This is a genomic window from Streptomyces sp. NPDC058001 (genome assembly GCF_042886315.1).
In the GTDB taxonomy this organism is placed as follows: Bacteria; Actinomycetota; Actinomycetes; order Streptomycetales; family Streptomycetaceae; genus Streptomyces.
On the sequence record NZ_JBHVQT010000005.1, the window covers coordinates 530520 to 553900 of the forward strand.

Consider the following 23381-nt stretch of genomic DNA (forward strand, 5'->3'; position numbering starts at 1 on the left):
CGGGCCTTGATCTTGGAGTGGCACCGGCGAAGAGGAGATGGACATGGGGTATCCGGTTCCCGAGGACGCGCGTCTGAAGGGCCCGTTCCAGCCCATGCGCTTCGAGGCGACGGTCGACGAGTGCATCGTGACCGAGGGCGAGATCCCCAAGGATCTCGCGGGCGGTTTCTACCGGGTCGGCCCGACCTGGAAACGGCCGAACGCGCAGGGCACCAACGGCTTGCTGTCGATGGACGGCATGGTCCAGGGGCTGGTGCTGGAGAACGGGCGCGCGGACTTCCGTAACCGGTGGGTGCGCACGCCGAAGTACCAGCTCGAACAGTCCCAGGGCAAAGGCATGTTCCGCTGGGCCGACGGCGACTGGCACGACTGGCGCAACTTCGGCCTCGGGGAGGTCGAGCGCGAGGGACTGACCTGCGGCGTCCCGGCCGGCACCAACAACGTCAACATCTTTCCCTTCCAGGGCAAGATGATCGCCACGGCGGACTCCCTGGGTGCGCCGATCGCGATCGACCCGATCACCCTCGACACCGTCGGTGTCGTCTCGTGGTCACCGCAGCTGTCCGCCGGGTTGCACGAGAAGGCGGCCTTCGGCGACGCCGGTTTCACCGCGCATCCGAAGTGGGACACGGACACTGGTGTCCTCTACGGCTGGACCTACCGTGACACGGCGCCGTACGTGACCATGCATTTCGTCCATCCGTCCGGGACCGTGGAGTCCCGGGACCTGCATGACGCGCCGTACAACGCGGTGGCGCACGACGTCTGGCTCACGCAGGACCACGTCGTGATGCCGTTCCAGCCGTTCCTCGTGGACAAGGCGCGGATCGCCCAGGGGCGCAGCGTGTACGCGTGGGAGCCGGAGTTGCCGATCGTGCTGGGCCTGATTCCGCGCCATGACCTGCACGGTGAGGTCCGCTGGGTGACCCTCGACGCGGAACCGCAGTACGTCATGCACACCATGTCGGCCAATGTGTCCGGCAGCACGATGACGCTGGACGGGCCGATCTTCAACCGGCCGCCGTTCCCGTTCGAGCAGGACTTCGCCGACGGTGACGATGTCGCCCTGTTCTTCAGCATCGCCAAGAGCCACCTCGGCCGATGGAGCGTCGACCTGGAGACCGGCAAGACCGGCGTCGAGCAGTTGTCGGACCGGCCTTCGGAGCTGCCGAAGGTCGACGAGCGCTTCTACGGCAAGGGCTATCGCTGGGGCTACCAGGTCGGCGGGATCGTCAAACGCGACGGGATGTCGATGAACAGCCTGGTGGTGACGGACATGAGCACGCTGTCGGACCAGGAGTACGTGATCCGCACCAGTCAGCCCGCCGCGGTGCTGGAGGCGACCTTCGCACCGCGCCGGCCGGACGCGCCGGAGGGTGACGGCTACATCATCGTGCCGGTGTCGTGGTGGGCGGAGAACCGCGGCGAGTACCTGATCTTCGACACCGACGACATTAAGCGGGGCCCGATCGCGCGGATCGAGCTGCCGTTCCGACTGGGCTGGACCGCGCACGGCCACTGGATGGACTTCCGGTCCTGAAACACCGGCGACCGGGGTGGCGGCGGACGAGCCCACTCCAGCCAGGCGCTGACGAACGAAGACCTCCGTGCGGAGGGGACCAGGTTCCCTCCGCACGGAGGTCTTCGCGCGGTGACGCGGTGTGTCAGCCGGACGTGATGCGGAGCTGCCGGTCCAGATCGAGGCTGTTCCAGAAGTCCTGGACGCGGATGACGCGCCGATCCCGCACGCGCACCATCGACGCGCCCGGGATGGTGAAGAACTCACCCGTGGCCGGGGCGCCCGGCAGGTCCTGGTCATGGATTCCGCCGATGTGCCAGGCCATGCCGAAGCCCTCCGCGGTCGCATAGACCTTGTCGACCAGCCATCTGTTTCCCGCGGTGCGCGGCGACTCGGTGAAGAACCGCCGCACCTCGTCGATGCCGCGATGGGTGAGCCGAAGAGCCGTGTCCTCGTAGACGACGTCGTCGGTGAAGAACGACATCACGGCGGCGACATCGGCGGTACCGAGCGCCTTCGCGTAGTCGACCGCCAGCGTCATCGTGTCCGCGTCGTGCCCGGTCATCGGCTCACCTTCCCTGTGCGGAATCCGAGCTGCTCCAGCAGGTCGGCGTTGTTCCAGAAGTCGCGGTTGCGAGCGATCTTCCCGTGCCGGACGTCCGCGATCGACGCGCAGGCGACCTTGAACTCACGGTCGGTCGCCGGCATCCCGGGCAGGTCCCGGACGTGCCGGCCCGCCATGTATCCGCCGATACCGAAGCCGCTCCCGGTCGCGTACATCTCCTCGACCACCCAGTGGACGTCGAGCGCTCCCATGGTGGTGACGTAGAACTTCTTCGTCTCCTCGATCCCGTAGTAGATCTGATGCACCGAGGTGTCCTCGTAGACGATATTGGGTGCGTAACAGGACCAGATCCGTTCGTGGTCACCCGCGGCGGCGGCATCCAGATATCGCCGGATCAGTGCCTCGGTGCTGGGGTCGTTCGGCATAGGTGCCTCTCCAGGGGGCGGCGGAACGTTTTGAGCTTACGCATCTTGAAATTATGTTCACGAGCCCGGGGCGTCAAGCCTCGATCTCATGCACCGTATTGACCGGCCAAGCATGGCTGGTTACCTTATGAGACCGGGAGGCTCAAAACGTCATGGTTGACTGAGAGCGGATGTCCCCTGACTGGCGTTCCCGCGAACGCCGTCGTGTCCCGCGGAAAGGACGAACATGTCACTGCTCGGCCCGCTCGACGAGGAACTCAACCACCAGACCTCGTCCCCGTTCCGGGTGCCGGGGACCACCGACCACCGCTTCTACGACCGCCACTGGTTCGAGGCGGTGCACCCGAGCGGCGAGGTCATGCTTCTGTCCGGCCTCGGCATCTACAAGAACATGGGCGTGGCCGACGGTTTCCTCGTGGCGCAGCGTGATCGCCGGCAGACCAACGTCCGCGTCTCCCGCCCCCTGGGGAACGACCTGCGCCCGGTCGTCGGTCCGCTCCAGGTCGAGATCCTGGAGCCCTACGAGAGGATTCGCCTGACGCTCGCGCCGGGTGAGTATTCCCTCCGTGCCGAACTGATGTGGCACAGCACGTTCCCTCCCTATCTGGAGGCGCCGCACCACACCTTCCGCGACGGCCGAGTCATCCAGGACACCAGTCGGTACGACCAGACCGGGCGCTGGGAGGGCTGGATCGAGCTGGACGGTACCCGCTTCGAGTCCGACGACTGGTGGGGTGTCCGCGACCACTCCTGGGGTGTCCGCCCTGATGTGGGCGGCTTCGAACCGAAGAACGGGCACCGGCGGGAGCCGATGCTGTGGCTGTGGACGTTCGCCACGGCCGGCGATGTGTCGGTCCACTTCCAGCTCAGGGAGAGCGGGGCGGGCGCCGTGCGGCACTTCGACGGCGAGGTCCAGTACGCGCCGGGCTCGGGCCGCGAACCGGTGCGCATCGACCGGGTCGACCACGACATCGTCTTCATCGAAGGCACCCGGGACTGGACCACGCTGCGCTACGACCTGTTCCTCTCCGACGGCCGGAAGATGGTGCTGGAGGCCGAGGCGGTGCAGAGCGCGTGGGCCTACCGCGGCACCGGCTACGAGAACGGCTACGACGACAGCCGGGGAGTGGGAGTTCCCCGCGGCGAACTCGTCGAGACCGACCATGTCGACCTGTCCGTTCCGGGGAGGGTGACCCGCGAAGGCGAGCCATGGTTCCCGGGCCACCGTGAGCAACCGGCCAGAGTCCGGATCGACGGTGTTCCCGGTACGGGTCACCTGCCGGTGATGAGTTCGGGGCGGGTGGAGCGGTATGGCCTCGGACGCTGACGCCAGGTCCTCTGCGGCGCCGGATGCCGCGTCCCAGGTCACCCCTGACGGGCGTGCGGCGCGGCGCCCCCTCAGCATCGGTGTACTGCTCGCGCTCCAGGCTCCGGCAGGAGGGGCGCTCACGCCGGCCGAAGCGTTCTCCGCCGTGCCGGCGCTGGCGCGGGAACTGGAGGAGTGGGGATTCGACTCACTGTTCTTCACCGAACACCACGGCAGCCTGATCAACGAGGTGCCGTCACCGTTCGTCCTGGCGGCCGCGGCCGCGGCGACGACGGAGCGCATCCGGGTCGGCAGCGCGGTGGCACTTCCCGCGTTCTACCACCCACTCCGGCTCGCCGAGGACGTGTCGACGCTGGACAACCTGTCGCGCGGCCGGGTGACGGTGGGTGTCGGGATGGGGTACCGCGACGAGGAGTTCGCCCGCTTCGGGATCGATCCCCGGTGGAAGGTGTCCCATCTCGTCGAGTCCGTGCGGATCCTGCGACGCCTGTTCGCGGGGGAGGAGTTCGATTTCGACGGCCGCGTACACCGCCTGTCGGCGGCGCGCATCGCTCCCCTGCCGGTGCGGCGTGAAGTGCCGGTGTGGATGGGCGCGCAGAAACGGCCGGGTTTGACCCGCGCGGGAGAGATGGGGCTGACGCTGCCGCTGTCGGGTGCGCCCCTGCCGATCGCGGTCAAGCAGCGCGCCATCTACGACGACGCGCTCGCCGGGGCCGGTCACGATCCCACGTCGGTGGAGTACCCGGTCGTTCGCGAGTGCTTCTGCGCCGCGACCGACGAGGAGGCGTGGTCCGTCGCGGCGCCCTACCTCGAAACGCTGTTCGCGGATTACTCGGGACACATGAAGCTCCCGTCGGTGGGGCGGGACGGTGCATACCGGGCCGACGCCGACGAGGGAGCGTTGAAGGCGGACACCCTGCGGGAGTTCGGCCGCGACCGGATGTTGATCGGCAGCCCGGAGACGCTCGCCGCCGAGTTCGCTCGGCACGGCGCCACACTTCCCTGCGACCACTACGTGCTGCGGATGCACTTTCCCGGAATGCCGCTCGACATCGCGCGGGCGTCGATGCGCCGATTCGCGCACGAGGTGATGCCCGCACTGCGCAAGGGATTCGCGGCCTGATTCTCGGCCCGACGCGCTCTCATCGAGAGGATGGAACGAACAAACATGCCCACATTGGACGGCAAAGTCGCGATCGTCACCGGTGCGACAGTGGTCGAGCCCGGTGGCCTCAACATCGGCGGCGCGATCGCCACCGAACTGGTACGTGGCGGTGCCCGGGTCGTCCTCGCCGACGTGAACAGCGACGGCGCGCAGGCCCTGGCCGGACAGCTCAATGCGGATGGAGACAGGGTCGCGCTGGCGGTGCCCACCGACATCCGGCGTGAGGACGACATCGCACGGCTGGTGGCGGAGACGGTCGCGGCGTTCGGCCGCATCGACATCGTGGCCAACAACGCCGGCATCTTTCCGGGCGGCGACGGAAAAGTCGCCGACCTCGCGATCGACGTATGGGACGACGTGATCGCTGTCAATGTGCGGGGCGCCATGCTTCTGACCAAGCACGCGATACCCCATCTCCTGGCCGCGGGAGGCGGGGCGATCGTCAACACCTCCTCGACCCATTCGTTCGCCGGTGATCTGCAACTGACCGCCTATGGAGCGTCGAAGAGCGCCGTGAACGCACTCACCGTGTATACGGCCACGCAGTACGCGCGCCAGGGCATCCGCTGCAACGCGGTGTGCCCGGGCACCACCCTCAGCCCGCCCGTCCAGCAGGCCCCCGAGCAGTTCCGGGGCACCTACGAGCGGCATACGCTCAACCCCCGGCTCAACGCGCCGGAGGATCTCGCCAAGGTGGTCGCGTTCCTGGCGTCCGACGACTCTCGCGGAATCAACGGAATGATCGTACGAGCCGACGGTGGCCTGCTCGCACACCAACCCTTCACCGCCGACTTCGCGGACAACGGCGCGCCGCGCTGAGTCAGTCCCGGCACAAAGGAGTCGAGGTGGCCACCCGTACGGTGACCACCTCGGCTCCTTGTGTACTGGGTCAGGGGCGCCCGGCGCCCGGCACCGCGACCTGGACGGTCTGGAGCGTCGCGGCGAGCCCACCGAGCCGGTCGTTGTCGACCAGCCCCGGTGCGACGCACAGCAGCAGGGTGCGGCCGTCGTGCCCGCCGAGCATGCAGGCGAAGATGTTGTGGCCCTCAGGAGCCTTGATCTCGTCGACTATGTCGCCCCCTTCACGCACCCGGATGACGCGCGCGTTCTGGACGTCGGCGGACCAGAGCATCCCCTCGGCGTCCAGACAACACCCGTCGACGAGAACGTCCAGACTCGTCAGCAGCGCCTGGAAGGAGGCCATGTCGGGGGCTTTGGACAGCGCGGCCCACGTTCTGCGCGGACCGAGCGAGCCGTCGTCCTCGATCGGGAAGGCGGTGTACGCGCCCGCCATACCCTCACCCACGATCAGGGTGCGGCCATCGGCGGTGATCACCGAGCCGTTGGGGAAAAGGAGATCGTCGGCGGCCAACCGATGACCGCCCCGGGGATCGACTCCGATGACGCCCGCCTTGGCGGGCTTCTCAGCGGCGAAGGGATTGAAGCCGAAGTAGCCGGCGTACGCGTAGCCCCGCTCGTCGACGACCAGGTCGTTGAGGTCGCCGACGCAGTGCTCGGACAGGTCGGCATGAAGGGTGACGGTGCCGTCGTCGGCCCGGCGGTAGATCCGCTGGTCCTCCTGGCTTACGTAGAGCAGGCTGCCGTCCGGCATGAAGCCCAGGCCCGAGGGCTGATGTTCGAGCGCGACGATCTGCTCCTCCTCGCCGGCCGTCGTGTACGTGTAGATGCCCTTGCGGTACAGGTCCGAGACCCACCACCGGCCGTCGTGCCAGCGCGGTGCTTCGAAGTAGGCCCCGCCGGTGGCGAGCGTGGTCAGTACGTGATCGGCCATGACGTTGTCTCCTTTGACAGGTGGGCATTCCGATCCGAGGCCGGTGTCCGAGCCGGCGGCGTGACGCGAGTGTCAGCGGCGGCGCACCTGGACGCCCGCGGCTTCACGGTCCCAGGTCGTCGGCGTACGGCCTTCCTCGCGGAGCTGGAACTTCTGGACCTTGTTGGTCGGGGTGCGGGGGAGTTCCGTACGGAACTCGATGTAGCGCGGCACCGCGAAGTGGGGCACGTGGTCGAGTGCCCACAGGCACAGTTCCTCTTCGGTCAGAGTGTGCCCCGTGCGCAGCACCGCCGTGATCTTGAGACAGTCCTCGGTGATGCCGTCGTCCGCGGCGTGGGCCGCGACCTCGCTCAGGGCGGGGTGCGCCAGGAAGGCCCGCTCGACCTCGAAGCTGGAGATGTTCTCCCCACGGCTGCGCAGGTAGTCCTTCTTCCGGTCCACGAAGAACAGATAGCCGTTCTCGATACGGCCGTAGTCTCCGGTGTGCATCCACAGGTTCCGCCAGACCTGGTCAGTGGCCTCGGGCCGCCTCCAGTAGCCCTGGAACATGATGTGCGGCTTGCGCGGCCGGAAGGCGATCTCGCCCATCTGCCCATCGGGAAGCACCTGGTCCTCGTCGTCGAGGACGACGACCTCGTAGTCCTCGACGACGATGCGTCCACAGCACGCTTCCGGCATGGTCTCGTCGCCGAAGCGCGACATGGCCAGCCGGACCCCTTCGGACAGGCCGTAGTTGTGGCCGTCGGCGAACTGCACGCCGAACCGTTCCTTCCAGATCCTGCGCAGAGCCGGTGGGAACGGGGCCCCGACCACCGCGCGCAACTGGCCGCGGCAGCGTTCCATCTCGGCGGAGTCGGGAGCGTTCGCGACCAGCGGGAAGATGGACGCCATCAGCCGGGCGTTGGTGGCGCCGGAGCGTTCGATCTCGGCCCAGAAACCCGACACCGAGAACCGGACCGAGATCGCGACCCGGGTCAGCGAGAGAAGGCCGCTGAGAACCACGTCGAGAGCCGCCGCGTGGAACAGCGGCAAGGGGGTGTACATCACGTCGCTGGGGAGCGGGGGGACGGCCTGATTCGACTGCCTGCCCTGGTTCAGGATGAAGTTGTAGCTGATCATGCAGCCCTTGGAGACGCCCGTCGTGCCCGATGTGTAGATCAGCATCGAGAGGTCGCCGGGCCGGGCGGTGATCGCGATCGGTGTGTCGTCGTTGCCGCGGTACTCATCGAGTGGTTCGACCGGGACCGAGGCCGGCACTTTGCCGTCCTCCGGTGCGGGCCCGCGCCGGAGCAGCAGCCTGAGATCTGGCAGGTCGGCCGTGACACGTGCCACCTCGTTCACGTACTTCGTGTCGGCAATGACCATCATGGCCAGGGAGTCACCGAGTGGATGCCTCAGGAACTCGCCCCGGAAGGCGGTGTTGAGCGGCACCCAGATACCACCCGCCTTGTTGACCGCGAGCCAGCTCACGATCTGGTCCATGCAGTTGTCGAGCACGGTGGCGACCGTCTGGCCCGGCCGGAGGCCGAGCCTGATCAGCTCGTGCGCGAAGCGCGTCGCCAGCCGGTCCGTCTCCGCATGGGTGTAGAGGTCTCCGGAGAAGTCGAGGAAGACCTGATCGGGTGCCGCCTCCACGGCTCGGGCCAGGGCGTGCAGGGCGGTATCGGTTCGGCACTCCTGGCTCACCGGGCGGCCTCCGGCTGCGGCGCGAAAAGCTCCTCCACCACGAACCTCCTCGTTCGGCGATGGTCTGGCCGATCCGGAATGGGTACGGCATCGTCAGGCCGGATGGTTTTTAGCTTACTAGTCTCAGAACTCTAACTCCCGGCCTCGTTCGTGTCTACGCCCTTGGCGGGGCCGTCGTCGTGGGCACCGCAAGCGTCGTGGTTGACGGTCGGATGCTGCGAAGTTATATATAAGACGAGCAAGCTCAAAATGAATGAGATGCCGGTTTCACCGGCCGACAACCCCTGGATCACCGGTGTGATACCCCGTGGGAGAGGCGATGAGTGCGGTGCACGGCTTGACCGATGAACAAGTGGCACTGGTGAAGGCATTGCGGGACTTCTGCCGGCGCGAATGCGGCACCCGCGAACAGCGTGACGCGTTGACTCGGGGCGGCCGTGAGGCGCACAGCGAAGCCGTGTACGCGAAGCTGGCCGAGGCCGGATACCTGGGAATCTCCCTCCCCGAGCAGTACGGGGGCGCGGGCGGTGACCTGATGGACCAATGCCTGCTGCACGAGGAGCTGTACCGGGGCCTGGCACCCGTACACGCCATCGGCGGGACACACACCGTCGCCGGCATCTACAAGCGCTACGGCACAGAGGCGCAGAAGAAGGAGGTGCTCGGCCTGATCGCCGGCGGGGCCCCGATGGCGATCAGCATCTCCGAGCCCGAGGCGGGTTCCGACGCGGCGAACATCGCCTGCCGGGCGGTGCGGCGCGGCGACGACTTCGTGCTCGACGGCCAGAAGACATGGTGCTCTGCGGCACAGCACGCGACCGGCATCCTACTCGTGGCGAGAACCGCGCGCGCGAGCGGCAGGCACCAGGGCCTGAGCATGTTCTTCGTGCCCGCGAACGCACCCGGACTGGAGATCCGTCCCATCGAGACGATGGGGGGTCCCCTGGTCAACGACCTGTACTTCACCGATGTCGTGGTCCCCGCGTCCGCCCTGGTGGGGGAGGAGGGCCAGGGCTGGCGGCAGCTGATGGCCGGACTGAACGGAGAGCGGCTGGTCGCCGCCGCCGAGTCACTCGGGATGGCGCAGCGGACGTTCGACGACCTTCTGGAGTACGTGAAGGTGCGCAAGCAGTTCGGCCGGCCCATCGGGTCGTTCCAGGCGCTGCGTCATCGGATCGTCGATCTGGCGATCGAGATCGAGGCCGCTCGGGCGCTGCACTACTCCACGGTGCGGCGCCTACAGGCCGCCGAAGAACCGGAGGAGGTTCTCGTGCGGCTCACCTCGATGACGAAGGTGAAGGTCACCGAGACGGCGAAACGGACCGCCATCGAGGGCGTGCAGTTGATGGGCGGGTACGGATACGCTGTCGAGTACGGCATGGAGAAGCATCTGCGCGACGCGGTGGCGCCCACCATCTACGCCGGCACCAACGAGATCCAGCGCGAGGTCATTTCCTCTTCCTACGGGCTCCGCTGATCCAGAAGCCGAGTGGCGATCCTCGTGATGTCATCCTCTGTGTAGGGCTCGTCGGGCCGGTACCAGCGGGCCACCCAGATGACCATGCCGAGCAGCAAGCGCGTGGTGAGTACGGGGTCGTCCTTCGGGATCAGCCCGGCGCGCATGGCACGGCCGACCGCACCTGCCCACAGCCGCTCGTAGCGACGGCTGAAACCCTGCCACCGCGCCAGCACATCCGGAGGCAGCCCGGCGCCGCCGAAGAAGATCGCCATGTGGCGCCGGGTCCGGATAGCGGCCCCGATGTGCAGGCGCATCAACTCGAACAGCTCCTCGGACGGGTCCCGGCCTTGCCGGACCAACGCTGTGGCGGCCCGGTCGAGTTCGTCGGTGCTCCGCTCGAAGAGGACGGCCAGGAGCTGGTCCTTCGTCGACACCGTCCGGTACAACGTGGCCCGCGAGACGGCCATCCGCTCGGCGACCGCTTCGATGGACACGGCGTCATAGCCACCCTCATCGAAAAGCCTCGCGGCATTGTCGGCCACCTCCCCGAGGTCGATCTCCTTACGAGGGCGCCCTGGTGGGCGCGCGCTCACTGTCGGCCGCACAGACTTCCCCACCATGGCCGCTCACCACCTCGACAGAATTTAGATACTGACCGTCTCTATGATAACCGAACGCCTTGACATGACATCGAGTCGGCGATGGTATTGAGACGATCAGAATCATTTTTTCGCTCTACTGTAGGAGGCCGAGCCGAGTGGGTGGCTACCGATACATCGAGTACGAGACCCTCGATCAAGGCCGCATCGCCCGTATCGCCCTGAACCGGCCACGCACACACAATGCGCAGAACCGAGGGCTTCTGGTCGAGTTGGACGAGGCGTTTGGACGGGCCGAAGCCGACGACGACGTACGCGTCGTCATCCTCAAGGGGAACGGACCGTCGTTCTCCGCGGGGCACGACCTCGGCTCTCACGACGCGGTGGCCGAACGTGAGCCGGGACCGGGCCGACACCCCTCCTACATCCGCAACGGCGCCACCGCCGGCCCGATCGAGAGCCGGCACCGGCAGGAATACCACTACTACTTCGACAACACCCGGCGCTGGCGGAACCTCCGCAAGATCACCGTCGCTCAGGTGCACGGCCAGGTCCTGTCGGCGGCCCTCATGCTCACCTGGTGCTGCGACCTCGTCGTGGCGGCGGAAGACACGACCTTCGCCGATGTCGTCGGCACCCGCCTGGGTATGTGCGGCGTCGAGTACTTTGGGCACCCCTGGGAGTTCGGACCCCGGAAGGCCAAGGAGCTGCTGCTCACCGGGGACTCCATGGACGCGGACGAGGCCCACCGGCTCGGCATGGTCAGCAAGGTGTTCCCGTACGACGGGCTCGACGACGGCGCACTCGCCTTCGCGCGGCGGATCGCGACGCTGCCCACCATGACGGCACTCATGATCAAGGAATCCGTCAACCAGAGTGTCAACGCGATGGGTTTCACCACCGCTCTCGACGCGGCCTTCTCGATCCACCAGCTCAACCACGCCCACTGGACCGTGGAGTCCGGAGGGAAGTCCATCGTCGGGACACCCGAACTGGGACTGCCCGACTGGCGTCACGCACCGGCGATCCGCCCCGCACAGAGGGATGAAGCCTGATGTCCGCCCAGCCCCGCGCCTTGCACGGTGTGCGCGTTCTCGACCTCAGTCGCGTGCTGGCCGGGCCGCACGCGACCATGCTGCTCGCCGACCTCGGCGCCGACGTCATCAAGATCGAGAGGACCGGCGTCGGCGACGACACCAGAACCTGGGGACCGCCCTGGTACGACGGGGAAGCGACCTACTTCCTCGGCACCAACCGCAACAAGCGGTCGGTTTGCCTCGATCTCACGGACGAGGCCGACCTGGCGCGCCTGCACACCCTGGCCGCCGACTGCGACGTCCTGGTCGAGAACTTCCGTCCCGGCACGCTCGACAAGTACGGCCTGGGCTACTCACAGCTCGCGGGGGACCACCCCGCCCTCGTGTACTGCTCGATCACCGGCTTCGGGTCGGGGAGAGGGGCGCACCTGCCGGGCTACGACCTGATCGCACAGGCCACCGGCGGACTCATGAGCATCACAGGAACCCCGGACGAGCCAATGAAGGTGGGTGTCGCACTCGTCGACGTCATCACGGGGCTGCACGCCACGATCGGCATACAGGCAGCCCTGCGCCACCGCGACGCGACCGGCGAGGGCCAGCTCGTCGAGGTCAACCTGCTCTCGTCGCTGCTCTCGGCCCTGTCCAACCAGGCGTCGGCGCATGTGCTGACCGGTGCCGTCCCCGCCGCCCTGGGGAACGCGCATCCCAGCGTCGCGCCGTACCAGCCGCTGCGCACGGCCGACCGTCCCTTGGCGGTCGCGGCAACCACCGAGCGCCAGTTCCAGGCGTTGGCAGACGCGATCGGCAGAGGCGACCTGTGCGCTGACCCCCGGTATGCGTCCAACTCCTCACGCGTGGCGAACCGGGAAGACCTGATCGCGGAAATCGAGGCCACCTTCGTCACCGCGGACGCCGACCACTGGTTCGAGCTGCTGACGTCGCGAGGCGTTCCGTGCGGCCCGATCAACGACCTGGGTCAGGCATTCCGGCTCGCCGAGGAGCTGGGCCTGGAGCCCGTCGTCCAGGCCGGGACCGGAGACGATCGCCGAGTCGCGCAGGTGCGCAACCCCATCGGTCTCTCGCACACACCTGCCACCTACCGGCGCGATCCACCGCGTCTCGGATCGCGTTCCGGCGCGGTCGAATGGCTCGATGAACGATGAGTGAGGGCGCGTCGCCGTCCGCCGGACCGCGACGCGCCCTGAGGTACCCGTGTGTGGTGTGTGTCAGGAGGACGCCGCGACACAAGCGGCGGTGTCCCAGTAGTAGGCGCTGACGTCCTGGACCCGGTCTTCGGAGAACGACCAGACCTCCACGGCCCCGGTCCCGACTACGACCTGTCCGCCGGGGGAGTGCCAGTCGAACTCGACCACAGCGGCGATCTGTTCACCCCCGTCGACGAGGTCGACAAGACGGAGTCCTTGGACACCCGCACGCGCGGTCGCCGCGCCGGCCAGCACGCGCTCCAGCTTCGCTTTGCCGGCCATGGTCCCGCCGTAGGGCAGCGAACTCGGCCAATGGAAGGCGACGTCGTCGGCGAACCGTTCGCGGACCAGAGTTCTGATCGCATCCGGGTCCTGGACGCGGACCGCCTCGTAGAACGCGCTCACGATCGAGCCGGGCCGCGAAGCGTCGCTCATGACGCCTCCCTGGAGATCTCTTCGTAGTCCCCGGGGTCGAACTCCTTGGTACGAGCCCAGTAGTCGACGTATTTCCAGGGGCTGGTGACCACGATGCGCCCGGCTCTGTTGCGGTAGTAGGTGCTGGTCTTGCCATGGGACCAGATCATTTGGGACAGCGCGTCGTCGAGTTCCTTGTTGTAGTCCCGGAAGACATCCTCGCGCACCTCGATGCTGGCGAGATCCGATTCCACGAGACGGCGGACGGCCTGCATTGTGTACCGGACTTCGAGTTCGGTGGCGATGATCGCGCTGCCACCGTGACCGGTGAAGGTGTTCGGTCCGTTGATGATGAAGAAGTTGGGGAAGCCGGGCACGGTGATACCCAGGTAGGCGCGGGCATCGTCCTCGCCCCACGTCTCACGCAGCGTGCTCCCCCCGGTCCCGCGGATCTCCATCGGCCACAGGAACTGAAGGATCTTGAACCCGGTCGCGAACACGACCACGTCGACCGTGTGCTCGACGCCGGACGAGGTCACCACACCGTCGGCGGTGAGCGCACGGACCCCGTCCGGGATCAGGTCGACATCGGGCCGCGCGACGGTCCTGAACCAGCCGTTGTCCAGCAACGGCCGCTTCACGTACGGAGGATAGTCCGGCACACAGAGATCGATCAGGTCGGTCCGCTCTCCCAGCTCCCGCTCGATGTGCCGGGTCAGGAAGGCGCGGTGTCTGTCGTTCGCCTTGTTGATGGAACGCTCCGGGTGCGGCCAGTCCGGGTCGATCCGCAGGGGCTCGTGGAGACGGTCGCCGAAGTTCCAGAACGTGCGGAGCCGGTACCACCCGGCGTAGAGCGGGACCCGTTCCATGAGGTACCTGACAGCTTCGGGGACCTCGCGGTGGTAGTTCGGGTGCGGGATCGCCCACTGCTTGGTGCGTTGGAACACCAGAACACGCTCGGCGTCGTCCACGATCGACGGTACGAGCTGCATCGCGCTGGCTCCCGTGCCGATCACCGCGACCCGCTTGCCCCGCAGATCGACCTCGGGCCGCCAGTGCGCCGTGTGCATCACGGGTCCGGCGAAGTCGTCGAGCCCGTCGATCGCTGGTATCTGAGGGCGGTTCACCTGACCCACCGCGCTGATCAGCACCGGGGTCTCCAGGACGAACTCGGTGCCGTCCGCGTCCCGTCCGCGCACCCGCCACGTCGCGGTCGGCTCGTCGTAATCGGCGCCGATCACCTCGGTGGAGAACCGGATCCGGCCGCGGATGGCATAGGAGTCCGCGACCTTCGAGAAGTAGCTGAACACCTCGTCGCGCTTCGGGAAGTAGCGCGACCACTCGGCATTCAGGGCGAAAGAGAAGGAGTAGAAGTGGCTGGGTGTGTCGACGCCACAGCCGGGATAGGTGTTCTCCAGCCATGTACCGCCGAGGTCCTCGTCCTTCTCCAGGACGACATAGTCGACACCGGCCTGTTCGAGCTGGACCGCCATGCAGATGCCGGACATGCCGGCCCCGATCACGACCACCCGGAAGCCCTCGGGAGGCGGAGGAACGTCCACGGTGCGCGACACGAGCGCCAGTTCCTCGGCGAGGAGGTCGCCATACTCCTGCGGTACCTCCTCGGCCAGCACCGCGCTCAGCATCTCCGCGATACGCCCGACCGAGATGCGTGCCGGGTCGTGATCACCCCGCTCGTACTCAAAAATGGCCTGACAGGCCGCCTCCCGAACCTCTCGCTGCACGTGTTCCGGGAGCCCACCCGTGTCGTTGTCGCCGAGCGGATCGGCCTGCTCGGGCCGGTACGGCCGGCCGAGCCAGCGCTCGTCGCCGGTCAGATGTGCCAGGACCAGGAGCAGCGTCGGAATGTTGGCGACCTCCAGAGCGGACCGGAGTCGCTCCGCGTCGGCCCGACTCGTCGGGCTGTGGTCGGTGCCCGCTGCGGACATCGAACCCCCTTCTCCGGGTAAGCCGGCCGTTCCGGCATATTATTGAGCCTACATGTCTCAGAATATGCCGACGCGGATGTATGTCAACCAGACCGTGGTGTGATCCGAGCCTGATCCGGTGAGCCTGTTCCGGACCTGTGGAGCCGCAGACCGTCCGGGGCGCCGAGCTGCCGTCCAATTTTTGATTGACAAGGTCTCAAATCTAGGAGACGGCTCCGGTCGAGGTCAAGGAGCCGTGGTCTGTCCGGTACGGCGGGGTGCGGCAGGGTCCAGCAGGGGTCCGGCGGAGCTTCGGACGCAAGGGTGGACTTCCTGGAACCGGGTGCCCTAACTTAATGAGACGCAACTTGTCAAAATCTCAGGTTGACATCTCCGGTGGGACTCCGTGAGGTTCGGAGCCGCTTCCGCCAGGGCCCGCCGCCGGTGGGTCCGCTACCGCCGCGTCCACGGGCCGACAGCCCGGCTCGCGGCTGCCGACCTGCGGAAACACAGCCCGGCGGACCGCTGGGCCATCCTCTCGTGATCTCCATCGTCACAGGTCACAGCAGCAACTTCACGGAGTCCTCCTAGGTCTGGTCGCAGAGACCAGCTGGCCACAAGGACGTTGCCATGAACCCACCCCGCACTGTCTCCGTACAGGACGTCGTCGATCGCGCGCCGATCTCGTCGCTACAACGCAAAGCACTCGTCGTCAGTACGCTGTTCGCGCTCGTCGACGGCTTCGACTCACTGATCGTCGGCTTCCTCGTCCCCGCGATCGCCAAGGACTGGGGAGTCAGTACCCCCAGTCTCACGTTCGTGGTCGTATCCGGAACCGTCGGCACGATCGCCGGAGCCATGCTGATCGCACCCATCGCCGATCGAGTGGGCCGCCGACCGGTCATTCTGGCCGGTGCCACCGTCTTCGCCGTCTTCACCTTGCTGGGATCGACGGCGTCCAGCGTCGAATCGCTCAGCGTTCTCCGGTTCTTCGCGGGCATCGGGCTCGGCGCTGTGCCGTCCACACTGATCGCGTACGTGTCGGAGTACACGCCGCTGCGGCTGCGGGCGACTCTGGTGACCGTGATCGGCAGCGGCCTGGCGGCCGGCGGCTTCTTCGGCGGCTTCGTGGCGGCGTTCCTGATCCCGCGTGCCGGTTGGCAGTCCGTGCTGATCGCCGGCGGTGTCCTCCCCCTGTTGCCCGTCCTGCTCGGGCTGCGGTGGATGCCGGAAACACCACAGCTGTCCGTGATCCGGGGCAGAACCGAAGTCGCCGCACGACGCCTGGCGCAGATCGACTCCTCGTTCTCCGCCACGGACTTGCCGCCGAGAGCCAGCGATGACAAGTCGACACGCGGCGTGCCCGTCACCTCGCTGCTCACCGAGGGGCGTGCGCCGATGACGGTCCTCGTCTGGGTGCTCTACCTGGCGCAGTTTCTCACCAGCTTCTTCATCTTCTCCTGGCTGCCGTCCGTACTGGCCTCCGCGGGTGTCGCCTCCACTGCGGCGCTGATGGCGACCTCGATCTGCACGCTCGGCGGGATGGTCGGCGGTGTCACGCTCGGCTTCTGGATCGACAGGTTCTCCTCACGGTTCAAGGTGCTGGCGACTACATACGCGATCGGAGCATGCGCCGTCGCGGCCGTCGCCATGGCACTGGGCACCTCGACGGTCGCCATGTTCGCCGCACTGTTCGTCGTCGGGTTCGGCGCCATCGGCAGCGGCGTGTGCGTCAACGCGGTGACCGCGAGCCTCTACCCGGCGGAGATACGATCGACCGGCCTCGGCTGGGCCCAGGGATTCGGACGTATCGGATCCGTGCTCGGCCCCGCGCTCGGTGGGCTCCTGCTCGGCGCTCATCTCGGTGCCCGCGCGATCTTCCAGCTCTCGACCATCCCGGTCGCCGTCTGCGTGGCGGCGATCATCGGAATCGGTATGACCAGGCGGGGCGGAGGCGACCCCGAGCACGCGGGCAGCCAGAAGACGGCGCACCCCGTGCCTGCGGCCGAAGTCTGACCCATCAACACGCGCTGCCCCGCCGGCGTCTACCGGCGGGGCAGCACCGCCTGACCGGTTCGCCTACGCGCGGCCCGCCACGTCGATGACCACCGCCCCACCTTGGCCCCCGCCCGCGCACATCGCGGCCACCCCGACACCGCCACCGGCGCGGCGGAGCTGATGTACGAGGGTCGTGAGCATCCGGGCGCCGGAGGCCGCGACCGGGTGGCCGAGGCTGCAACCGCTGCCGAACGGATTCACGATCGACTCGTCGATGTCCAACTCCTGGCACGCGGCCACCGGCACGGAGGCGAACGCCTCATTGATCTCCCACAGGTCGACATCGCCCACCGACATACCCGTGCGATCGAGCACCCGCCGGATCGCCTCGATCGCTCCGGAACCGGTCACGTAGGGATCCACTCCCACCGCGGCCCAGGCACGCACCGACGCCAGGGCTGTCAGACTGTGCTTCCGCGCGAAGTCCTCGCTCGTCAGCGTGAGTGCCGCCGCCCCGTCGTTGATGCCCGACGCGTTGCCCGCCGTGATCGAGAAGCCTTCGATCTCCGGATGCAGAGGCTTCAGCTGCCTCAGCCGCTCGACACTCGTGTCGCGGCGAGGGTGCTCGTCGACGCTGAACTCGGTGAGACTGCCCTCCGATGTGGTCACCTCTACGGGCACGACCTCCTCCGTGAAAACGCCGCTGTCGATCGCGGCGCAGGCGCGGGCGTGCGACCGGGTCGCCCACGAGTCCATCCGTTCGCGGGTCAACCCGTACTTCAGCGCGACATTCCACCCGACGGTGAGAGTCACGTCGTCGCCCGGACCGTCCGTGTAGGGATACGTCGGAGCCATACCCTCACGTGAGGTTTCCGGCTGTCCCGGGACCGGCCACGTGAGCACCGGCGCTCGTGACGAGGACTGCACACCGCCGGCCACCATCACCTGGGCCATGCCTGACATGATCGCCGCCGCGCCATGCGCGACACTGGTGAGACCGCCCGCGCAATGACGGTTCACGCTTTGGCCCGGAACCGAGATCATTCCGGCCTCGATAGCGGCGTACCGTGCGATGTCGCCGCCGCCCTGGAGGCTCTCCGCCATGACGACGTCGTCCACGTCGCCCGGCGATATGCCCGCACGGCGAATCGACTCCTCCAGCACACGCGTGGCGAGCCGCTCGGGTGGTGTGTGCGCGAGTGTGCCCTTGAACGATGTTCCGATCGCGGTGCGCACCGCGGAGACGATCACAGCCTTCGACATGACACTTCCTCAGTCCGCGGAGAGCGCTTCGATCTCCCACGCGCCCTCAGGTTGGTGAACTTCTTGATCAGGCTCCGGATCGACAGCTCGACAGCCCGACCGGCTTGGTTGCCCTTCCGCCTCATCGCCCGGCGTACGAACCAGGGCGCTTCTCCTTGAACGCGGAGATCGCCTCGACCAGATCCGCGGACGCGAGTGTGGCCCCCTCGGCCAGGAGCGCGGCTTCGACAACTTCCCCCGCGCGCTGCCGAGTCAGCTGGTTGAGGGCGGCCTTCGTGCCCTGAACGGCCAAGGGCGCCAGTCCGGCGATCTTCGTCGCGATCTCGCGTGCCTCAGGCGCGACATCAGCGGGTTCATCCACCAGATCCGTGACGAGGCCGAACTCGTAGGCCCGCGTTGCCTTGAGTGGATCACCCGTGAGCAGGTGGCGACGTGCGCGCAGCATCCCGGCCGACTGCGGCCAGAACAACGCACCGCCGTCACCCGCCGCCAGTGCCACCCCCACATGTGTGTCGGCGATGATGGCGTTACGCGAAGCCACCACCGCATCGCTGCCGAGCGCAACGGTCGCGCCGAGACCGATGGCTGCCCCCTGCACACCCGCCACCAACGGCTGGGGCAGGTGCAGGATCGCGTTGAGCAGGCCGCGCGCACGGCGCAGCGCCGCTTGACGCTCGACCGGATTGACGTTGACCTCAAGCATCAGGTCGAAGTCGCCTCCGGCGGAGAACGCGCGGCCCTCCGCGAGCAGAACCACCGCACGCACATCGTGATCGGAAGAGAGGCCGCGCAGTACGGCGGCCAGTTCGGATTCGCCTACGGCGTCGAACCGGTTCAGCAGATCCGGGCGACTGAGCGTGATCTCGGCGACGCCGTCCTTCTCGGACACGGTCAGCGATGCGAAGGTGTCAGGCACGTCAGCCCCTTTTTATGAGTCTATGTATCTCATAAAGTAGCCCGGGGGGTGCGCCCGGTCAAGGCGCCGCCGACCGCCTGGAAATGAAGCGCCCTCCCCTGGTGAACCAGGGGAGGGCGGTATCGCGGCGCCAGGTAAGGGCTGTGGGCGGCGGCAGTCAGCCCCGGCGGACCAATCGGATGGCCGCTTCGGCGATCTGCTCCGAGGTGAGCCGCTCCGTCGGCCGGTACCACCGCGACACCCAGATCACCATGCCAAGCATGAGCCGTGTGGTCAGTTTGGGGTCGCCGGGCTCGATGACGCCCGTTTTCATGGCCTGACGGACGACCTTGAGCCACACCTTCTCGTAGTCACGGCTCCACCGGTGCCACCGGGCATAGACCTCCGGCGGCAGGCCCGCACCGCCGAAGAACACCGCGAGGTATCCCCGCATCCGGATCGCCGCGTCGACATGGGCACGGATCAGCGCGTCCAGGGCCTCCCCGGCGTCGAACTGTCCCTTCACCACCTCGCGGGCGGCGTCGTACAGCTCGCTCGTGCTCCGCTCGAAGAGTATGCCGAGGAGGTCCTCTTTCGTGGGGACCGTCCGGTACAGGGTCGCCCTCGACACCGACAGCCGTTCCGCCACGGCTTCGATCGACACCGCTTCGTGTCCACCCTCGGCGAAGAGAGCCGCGGCCGCGTCGGCGACCGCGTCCGGGTCGATGTTCTTCTTCGGGCGCCCACGAGGACGGGTCTGCGTCGGCGCGGTCGGGGCCGACTCCTCATCCGAACGGAGGACATCCTTGCGTAGAGGCATGTACGGCCAGCTCCTCACGTACGGTGCGCGCGGTCAATTGAGAGACTACCCGTTCCATCTGTGCCCATGGCCTCAGGGACCGCTCCGTACGGCGTGGCCGGAGCCACTCAGGCGAAGCGCGGCGCCCGCTTTTCGGCGAAGGCCCGGCGTGCCTCCAGGTAGTCGGCGCCGTGCTGTGCGCGGCCCTGCGCCGACGCCTCGCGGTCGAGCTGATCACCGAGGCCGATGTCGAAAGACCGGTTGAGCAGCTGCCGAGTCGTTCCCACCGAACGGGACAGCGCCGCCAGATCGGCCGCCACCGCCAAGGCTCTTTCGCGCACAGTGTCCGCCGGCGTGACCTCGTTGACCAGACCCCATGCCAGGGCCTCATCGGCCGGAACGCTCCGCCCGAGCAGTGCCATCTCGGCCGCGCGTCCCGCACCCACCGCCCGTGGGAGCAGCCACGTGGCGCCCGCGTCCGGCACGAGGCCGACCTTGACGAACGACAACTGGAAGGAGGCGGACTCCGACGCGATGCGGAGATCGCACGCGAGTGCCAAGGACACCGCCGCGCCGGCGGCCACACCGTTGACCGCGGCCACGACCGGGGTGCCCAGTGACAGCAGCTCGGTCGTCAGCGGGTTGTACAGGGTGCGGACGACCTCCTCGGCGTCGCGCGGCTCCCCACGCAGGTCCGCGCCCGAGGAGAACGCCCTGCCCTCACCCGTCAGCACGATCGCGCGAATGCCGCTGTCCCGGTCGGCGTCCCGCAGCGCCCGGCGCAGGTCCACCAGCAGGCTGTGGCTGAGCGCGTTGAGACGGTCGGGCCTGTTCAGGGCGATCAACGCGACCTGCCCGGCTTCCGATAGGTGCAGGTTCTCCTCCGGCATCACGAACCCCCTGATGTTTCACACTGGGCGACGCTTGGAGCATCACCCTCTCTTTGAGACGCGACGCATCAAAATAGCAGGTGATGTTCACATGGCTGTCCGCCATGTATTCCACGAGGACTGGATCGCCACTGTTCGGCGGCGAATGGCGACGTGCTGACGGGGCAGTCGATGCCCGCCACCAGGGCGATCAAGAGGTCGCTGAGGCGATGACCACGAGGTCCCGGCCACTGAAAGCGCGCTACGAAGCGGTCGGCTTCGCCGGCCACTACGACTTCGACAGTGGCGTCCTGGCCGCTTACCGGACCACAGGCAAGTGCCGCGCCGAGGAACGCCAGGTACTGATCGTCCGTTACCGCGTCCTGGCCGGCAGGTCTTTCTTCTCCGTCGAGAAGATGGACGCCGCCTTCGAAGCCTGGATGCCGCAGCGGCGATCCCAGATCCACAAGACGTACCGGGAGGCCATCGGCGAGCGGGTGGCCCGTGACCGCGCGGCTCTCAAGTTGCTGCCGCCGATGCCCTATCTGGTGGCCGAGCGGCACCTGCGGCCGGTCGGCAAGAGCTGCCCGGTCGCCTTCGGCGGCAACCCCTACTCGGTGCCTGCCCGCAAGGTCCGACCGCGTCAGCTGGTGGAGAACCGGGTCGCGAAGTCGCGGGTCATGCTGCCTTCCACCGTGTTCCGTACGCCTACACGCGCGGTCGCAGGGACGGCGGAACGCCGGATACGCCTGATGAAGTGCTGTTCGCTGCCATCGTCTACGTCCTGGTCAGCGGATGTGCCTGGCGCCAACTGCCATGCTGCTTCGGCGTATTGAAGTCGACGGATCACCGCCGGTTCCTGAATCTGGTCGAGATCCAGTGTTTGAGGCCGCCTGTACGAAGCCGTGCCGCACCGGTTCGACAACGCCGGCCTCATCGACGTCACCGCTTCGTCCTCGACACCGCCCATGTCAGGGCTGAGAAGGGGGTGAAATCACAGGTCCGAACTCCACGACCGGTCTTGAGGGTTCGGGGCTGTCGTCTGCGCCGGGGGCATAGGCTGCCGCGCTCGGCCTTGCTTACCGGTCGTTGCCAAAGGCTCGCAGGAAGGTCGTGACCGCGTTCTCAGTGACTTCGCGCAGCTCGGATTGGGGGACTTTCCTCGTTCCTAGACGAGAGCGGTTTTCCAGCGGGCCGGTGAGGAGGGCGCCGAAGTGCTCGGCGGCGACCGCAGGGTCGCCGCCGAGTGCCAGTCGGCCGGCCAGCGCCAGTCTGGCCAGACGCGCAGCCAAGGCGTCGTTGACGCGGTCGGTGGCCCTGTCTCGGACGATGTCGAGCAGTTCCGGCCTGCCCGATGCACTTAGCAGTCGCCGCAGAGCCACGGTTCGCTCATCGCAGTAGCACTCGGCGAGCCTGAGCCCGGTCGCGGTCAGCGTTGCGGTGAGATCGCCGCCGCCGAGCAGTTCGACCGCGGCGAGGTTGCGAGTCAGCGCCTGGTCGGACAGAGCGGCGATCACCTCTCGGAAGAGATTCTCCTTGTCGCCGAAATGGCTGTAGATCGTGTGCTTAGCGACGCTCGCCTCGGCGGCGATCGCGTCGACGCCTGCCTGGTGATACCCGTCTCTGGCGAAAATGGTGAACGCAGCGTCCAGGATCGCTTGCCGTTTGTCGATCCGCCCCGTGTTGCCGTTCGGCTTCGCTCCGCGCACCAGGCAACAATAGCCTCGATACTCACCAGTGCGTTACACTGCACTAGTGAGTGCAGTGCAGACGGGAGCGAGTCAATGATCATCAGCCTGCTGCGGTTCAGCTTCAAACCGGACGTCAGCGAGGAGGAGAAGGCGGAGGCGTTGGCCGCGATGCGGCGCACCGCATCGGTCGAGTCGACGGTGTTCTCCACGGTCGGCCGAGACCTCGGGGACCCGGCGGAGGGTTTCACTCATGCCTCGGTGACGGCGATCCCCGACCTGGACGCCCTTGAGCGGTACATGCACGATCCGGTGCACGTGGAGGGTGACAAGTACATCCTGCCGCGATTGGCCAAGCAGTCCGCGGTGCGGCTGTCCGACGATCCGGACGCTGAGTTGCCGCGAAAGATCTTCGCGATCTACGCGCGGCGGGTCGAGGGGGATCCCGAATGGGGCCGCGAGGTGGAGGCGCTCTTCGCCGCCGCTGGGACGAAACCCACGCCCAAGGGCACAGCTGTCGACGAGGACGACGCCCGGGTGGACCAAGGGACCCCGACTCCTGACAACGACACGCCGACCGCACATCGGTGATCGTTTCTAGGTCGCGCTCGCGGCATCCCGCGGGGCCATTCCAAGGTGTCGACCACTCCTGTGTCGGCGAGTGTGGGCTGACTGACGCTTGAATCTCCCTGGATGTAGTACGCGTGCCCTGGACGCGACGATGTGCTCGCGGCAAGTCGGGGAC

General features: G+C 67.4%; 22 protein-coding genes and 1 pseudogene. 11 read left to right on the forward strand and 12 right to left on the reverse strand.

Features of this window, described 5'->3' with window-relative positions; genetic code table 11:
- The first annotated feature begins 43 nt into the window (after positions 1-43).
- Positions 44-1540 (forward strand): carotenoid oxygenase family protein, encoded by a 1497-nt coding sequence (locus tag ACFVT5_RS15230; RefSeq protein ID WP_389886512.1) that lies wholly within the window; start codon positions 44-46, stop codon positions 1538-1540.
- A gap of 124 nt (positions 1541-1664) precedes the next feature.
- Here the strand turns inward: ACFVT5_RS15230 and ACFVT5_RS15235 are convergent, their stop codons facing one another.
- Positions 1665-2084: a nuclear transport factor 2 family protein gene (locus ACFVT5_RS15235; protein ID WP_389886515.1), complete on the reverse strand. Its 420-nt coding sequence runs from the start codon at positions 2082-2084 to the stop codon at positions 1665-1667.
- On the reverse strand, positions 2081-2509 hold the full coding sequence (locus ACFVT5_RS15240; RefSeq protein ID WP_389886518.1) for an ester cyclase: 429 nt from the start codon (positions 2507-2509) through the stop codon (positions 2081-2083). The genes ACFVT5_RS15235 and ACFVT5_RS15240 overlap by 4 nt, the downstream gene beginning before the upstream one ends.
- A 226-nt stretch (positions 2510-2735) precedes the next feature.
- Between ACFVT5_RS15240 and ACFVT5_RS15245 the strand changes: the two genes are divergently transcribed.
- The 3 genes from ACFVT5_RS15245 to ACFVT5_RS15255 are packed head-to-tail and all read left to right on the forward strand — an operon-like array spanning position 2736 to position 5820.
- On the forward strand, positions 2736-3836 hold the full coding sequence (locus tag ACFVT5_RS15245) for a hypothetical protein (RefSeq protein WP_389886521.1): 1101 nt from the start codon (positions 2736-2738) through the stop codon (positions 3834-3836).
- Positions 3820-4959, forward strand: coding sequence for an LLM class flavin-dependent oxidoreductase (locus tag ACFVT5_RS15250; protein ID WP_389886524.1), 1140 nt, complete (start codon positions 3820-3822; stop codon positions 4957-4959). Before ACFVT5_RS15245 ends, ACFVT5_RS15250 begins: the two co-directional genes overlap by 17 nt.
- A gap of 45 nt (positions 4960-5004) precedes the next feature.
- Complete coding sequence (locus tag ACFVT5_RS15255) at positions 5005-5820, forward strand: SDR family NAD(P)-dependent oxidoreductase (RefSeq protein WP_389886527.1); 816 nt, start codon at positions 5005-5007, stop codon at positions 5818-5820.
- A gap of 70 nt (positions 5821-5890) precedes the next feature.
- Here the strand turns inward: ACFVT5_RS15255 and ACFVT5_RS15260 are convergent, their stop codons facing one another.
- Both ACFVT5_RS15260 and ACFVT5_RS15265 read right to left on the reverse strand, forming a co-directional pair.
- Complete coding sequence (locus ACFVT5_RS15260) at positions 5891-6793, reverse strand: SMP-30/gluconolactonase/LRE family protein (protein WP_389886529.1); 903 nt, start codon at positions 6791-6793, stop codon at positions 5891-5893.
- Between the two features lie 72 nt (positions 6794-6865).
- Positions 6866-8479, reverse strand: coding sequence for an AMP-binding protein (locus ACFVT5_RS15265; protein ID WP_389886532.1), 1614 nt, complete (start codon positions 8477-8479; stop codon positions 6866-6868).
- 319 nt (positions 8480-8798) lie between these two features.
- On the opposite strand from ACFVT5_RS15265, the gene ACFVT5_RS15270 reads away from it, so the two are divergent.
- Complete coding sequence (locus ACFVT5_RS15270; RefSeq protein WP_389886534.1) at positions 8799-9956, forward strand: acyl-CoA dehydrogenase family protein; 1158 nt, start codon at positions 8799-8801, stop codon at positions 9954-9956.
- Here ACFVT5_RS15270 and ACFVT5_RS15275 read toward each other — a convergent pair.
- Entirely contained in the window at positions 9941-10558 is a 618-nt protein-coding gene (locus ACFVT5_RS15275) for a TetR/AcrR family transcriptional regulator (protein ID WP_389886537.1), read from the reverse strand. The two genes, ACFVT5_RS15270 and ACFVT5_RS15275, sit on opposite strands and share 16 nt — an antisense overlap.
- Positions 10559-10695: 137 nt before the next feature.
- Between ACFVT5_RS15275 and ACFVT5_RS15280 the strand changes: the two genes are divergently transcribed.
- Together ACFVT5_RS15280 and ACFVT5_RS15285 are read left to right on the forward strand one after the other, a co-directional pair.
- Entirely contained in the window at positions 10696-11592 is an 897-nt protein-coding gene (locus tag ACFVT5_RS15280) for an enoyl-CoA hydratase (protein WP_389886540.1), read from the forward strand.
- Positions 11592-12740, forward strand: coding sequence for a CaiB/BaiF CoA transferase family protein (locus ACFVT5_RS15285; RefSeq protein WP_389886543.1), 1149 nt, complete (start codon positions 11592-11594; stop codon positions 12738-12740). Before ACFVT5_RS15280 ends, ACFVT5_RS15285 begins: the two co-directional genes overlap by 1 nt.
- Before the next feature lie 63 nt (positions 12741-12803).
- Here the strand turns inward: ACFVT5_RS15285 and ACFVT5_RS15290 are convergent, their stop codons facing one another.
- The gene (locus ACFVT5_RS15290) at positions 12804-13217 is read right to left on the reverse strand and encodes a nuclear transport factor 2 family protein (RefSeq protein ID WP_389886546.1); all 414 of its coding nucleotides are present in this window, start codon (positions 13215-13217) and stop codon (positions 12804-12806) included.
- On the reverse strand, positions 13214-15145 hold the full coding sequence (locus ACFVT5_RS15295; RefSeq protein ID WP_389886549.1) for a flavin-containing monooxygenase: 1932 nt from the start codon (positions 15143-15145) through the stop codon (positions 13214-13216). Before ACFVT5_RS15295 ends, ACFVT5_RS15290 begins: the two co-directional genes overlap by 4 nt.
- Positions 15146-15754: 609 nt before the next feature.
- On the opposite strand from ACFVT5_RS15295, the gene ACFVT5_RS15300 reads away from it, so the two are divergent.
- The gene (locus ACFVT5_RS15300; protein ID WP_389886552.1) at positions 15755-17140 is read left to right on the forward strand and encodes an MFS transporter; all 1386 of its coding nucleotides are present in this window, start codon (positions 15755-15757) and stop codon (positions 17138-17140) included.
- Between the two features lie 63 nt (positions 17141-17203).
- Here ACFVT5_RS15300 and ACFVT5_RS15305 read toward each other — a convergent pair whose 3' ends face one another.
- From ACFVT5_RS15305 to ACFVT5_RS15320, 4 genes are all read right to left on the reverse strand, one after another.
- The gene (locus tag ACFVT5_RS15305; protein WP_389886555.1) at positions 17204-18385 is read right to left on the reverse strand and encodes a thiolase family protein; all 1182 of its coding nucleotides are present in this window, start codon (positions 18383-18385) and stop codon (positions 17204-17206) included.
- Positions 18386-18506: 121 nt separating this feature from the next.
- Positions 18507-19301, reverse strand: a complete 795-nt coding sequence (locus ACFVT5_RS15310) for an enoyl-CoA hydratase/isomerase family protein (protein ID WP_389886558.1) — start codon at positions 19299-19301, stop codon at positions 18507-18509.
- Between the two features lie 157 nt (positions 19302-19458).
- Positions 19459-20100 (reverse strand): TetR/AcrR family transcriptional regulator, encoded by a 642-nt coding sequence (locus ACFVT5_RS15315; protein ID WP_389886561.1) that lies wholly within the window; start codon positions 20098-20100, stop codon positions 19459-19461.
- A 107-nt stretch (positions 20101-20207) separates the two neighbouring features.
- Complete coding sequence (locus ACFVT5_RS15320) at positions 20208-20969, reverse strand: enoyl-CoA hydratase/isomerase family protein (protein WP_389886564.1); 762 nt, start codon at positions 20967-20969, stop codon at positions 20208-20210.
- 83 nt (positions 20970-21052) lie between these two features.
- Here ACFVT5_RS15320 and ACFVT5_RS15325 point away from each other — a divergent pair, with 83 nt between their 5' ends.
- Positions 21053-21784 carry a hypothetical protein gene (locus tag ACFVT5_RS15325; protein ID WP_389886567.1) on the forward strand — a complete coding sequence of 244 codons (732 nt, stop codon included), beginning with the start codon at positions 21053-21055 and terminating at the stop codon, positions 21782-21784.
- Positions 21679-21975: pseudogene (locus ACFVT5_RS15330) on the forward strand (transposase); the annotation flags it as partial. The gene ACFVT5_RS15325 and the pseudogene ACFVT5_RS15330, both read left to right, overlap by 106 nt.
- A gap of 52 nt (positions 21976-22027) precedes the next feature.
- On the opposite strand, the gene ACFVT5_RS15335 reads toward ACFVT5_RS15330, so the two are convergent.
- Positions 22028-22657: a TetR/AcrR family transcriptional regulator gene (locus tag ACFVT5_RS15335; protein WP_389886570.1), complete on the reverse strand. Its 630-nt coding sequence runs from the start codon at positions 22655-22657 to the stop codon at positions 22028-22030.
- A gap of 75 nt (positions 22658-22732) precedes the next feature.
- On the opposite strand from ACFVT5_RS15335, the gene ACFVT5_RS15340 reads away from it, so the two are divergent.
- Complete coding sequence (locus ACFVT5_RS15340) at positions 22733-23227, forward strand: Dabb family protein (protein WP_389886573.1); 495 nt, start codon at positions 22733-22735, stop codon at positions 23225-23227.
- Positions 23228-23381 lie beyond the last annotated feature (154 nt).

What these genes read in the sequence shown, in the direction of transcription:
- ACFVT5_RS15230 (WP_389886512.1), top strand. Translation starts at nt 44, where the DNA reads ATGGGGTATCCGGTTCCCGAGGACGCGCGTCTGAAGGGCCCGTTCCAG.
- ACFVT5_RS15235 (WP_389886515.1), bottom strand. Translation starts at nt 2,084, where the DNA reads ATGACCGGGCACGACGCGGACACGATGACGCTGGCGGTCGACTACGCG.
- ACFVT5_RS15240 (WP_389886518.1), bottom strand. Translation starts at nt 2,509, where the DNA reads ATGCCGAACGACCCCAGCACCGAGGCACTGATCCGGCGATATCTGGAT.
- ACFVT5_RS15245 (WP_389886521.1), top strand. Translation starts at nt 2,736, where the DNA reads ATGTCACTGCTCGGCCCGCTCGACGAGGAACTCAACCACCAGACCTCG.
- ACFVT5_RS15250 (WP_389886524.1), top strand. Translation starts at nt 3,820, where the DNA reads ATGGCCTCGGACGCTGACGCCAGGTCCTCTGCGGCGCCGGATGCCGCG.
- ACFVT5_RS15255 (WP_389886527.1), top strand. Translation starts at nt 5,005, where the DNA reads ATGCCCACATTGGACGGCAAAGTCGCGATCGTCACCGGTGCGACAGTG.
- ACFVT5_RS15260 (WP_389886529.1), bottom strand. Translation starts at nt 6,793, where the DNA reads ATGGCCGATCACGTACTGACCACGCTCGCCACCGGCGGGGCCTACTTC.
- ACFVT5_RS15270 (WP_389886534.1), top strand. Translation starts at nt 8,799, where the DNA reads ATGAGTGCGGTGCACGGCTTGACCGATGAACAAGTGGCACTGGTGAAG.
- ACFVT5_RS15275 (WP_389886537.1), bottom strand. Translation starts at nt 10,558, where the DNA reads ATGGTGGGGAAGTCTGTGCGGCCGACAGTGAGCGCGCGCCCACCAGGG.
- ACFVT5_RS15285 (WP_389886543.1), top strand. Translation starts at nt 11,592, where the DNA reads ATGTCCGCCCAGCCCCGCGCCTTGCACGGTGTGCGCGTTCTCGACCTC.
- ACFVT5_RS15290 (WP_389886546.1), bottom strand. Translation starts at nt 13,217, where the DNA reads ATGAGCGACGCTTCGCGGCCCGGCTCGATCGTGAGCGCGTTCTACGAG.
- ACFVT5_RS15295 (WP_389886549.1), bottom strand. Translation starts at nt 15,145, where the DNA reads ATGTCCGCAGCGGGCACCGACCACAGCCCGACGAGTCGGGCCGACGCG.
- ACFVT5_RS15300 (WP_389886552.1), top strand. Translation starts at nt 15,755, where the DNA reads ATGAACCCACCCCGCACTGTCTCCGTACAGGACGTCGTCGATCGCGCG.
- ACFVT5_RS15305 (WP_389886555.1), bottom strand. Translation starts at nt 18,385, where the DNA reads ATGTCGAAGGCTGTGATCGTCTCCGCGGTGCGCACCGCGATCGGAACA.
- ACFVT5_RS15315 (WP_389886561.1), bottom strand. Translation starts at nt 20,100, where the DNA reads ATGCCTCTACGCAAGGATGTCCTCCGTTCGGATGAGGAGTCGGCCCCG.
- ACFVT5_RS15320 (WP_389886564.1), bottom strand. Translation starts at nt 20,969, where the DNA reads ATGCCGGAGGAGAACCTGCACCTATCGGAAGCCGGGCAGGTCGCGTTG.
- ACFVT5_RS15325 (WP_389886567.1), top strand. Translation starts at nt 21,053, where the DNA reads ATGTTCACATGGCTGTCCGCCATGTATTCCACGAGGACTGGATCGCCA.
- ACFVT5_RS15340 (WP_389886573.1), top strand. Translation starts at nt 22,733, where the DNA reads ATGATCATCAGCCTGCTGCGGTTCAGCTTCAAACCGGACGTCAGCGAG.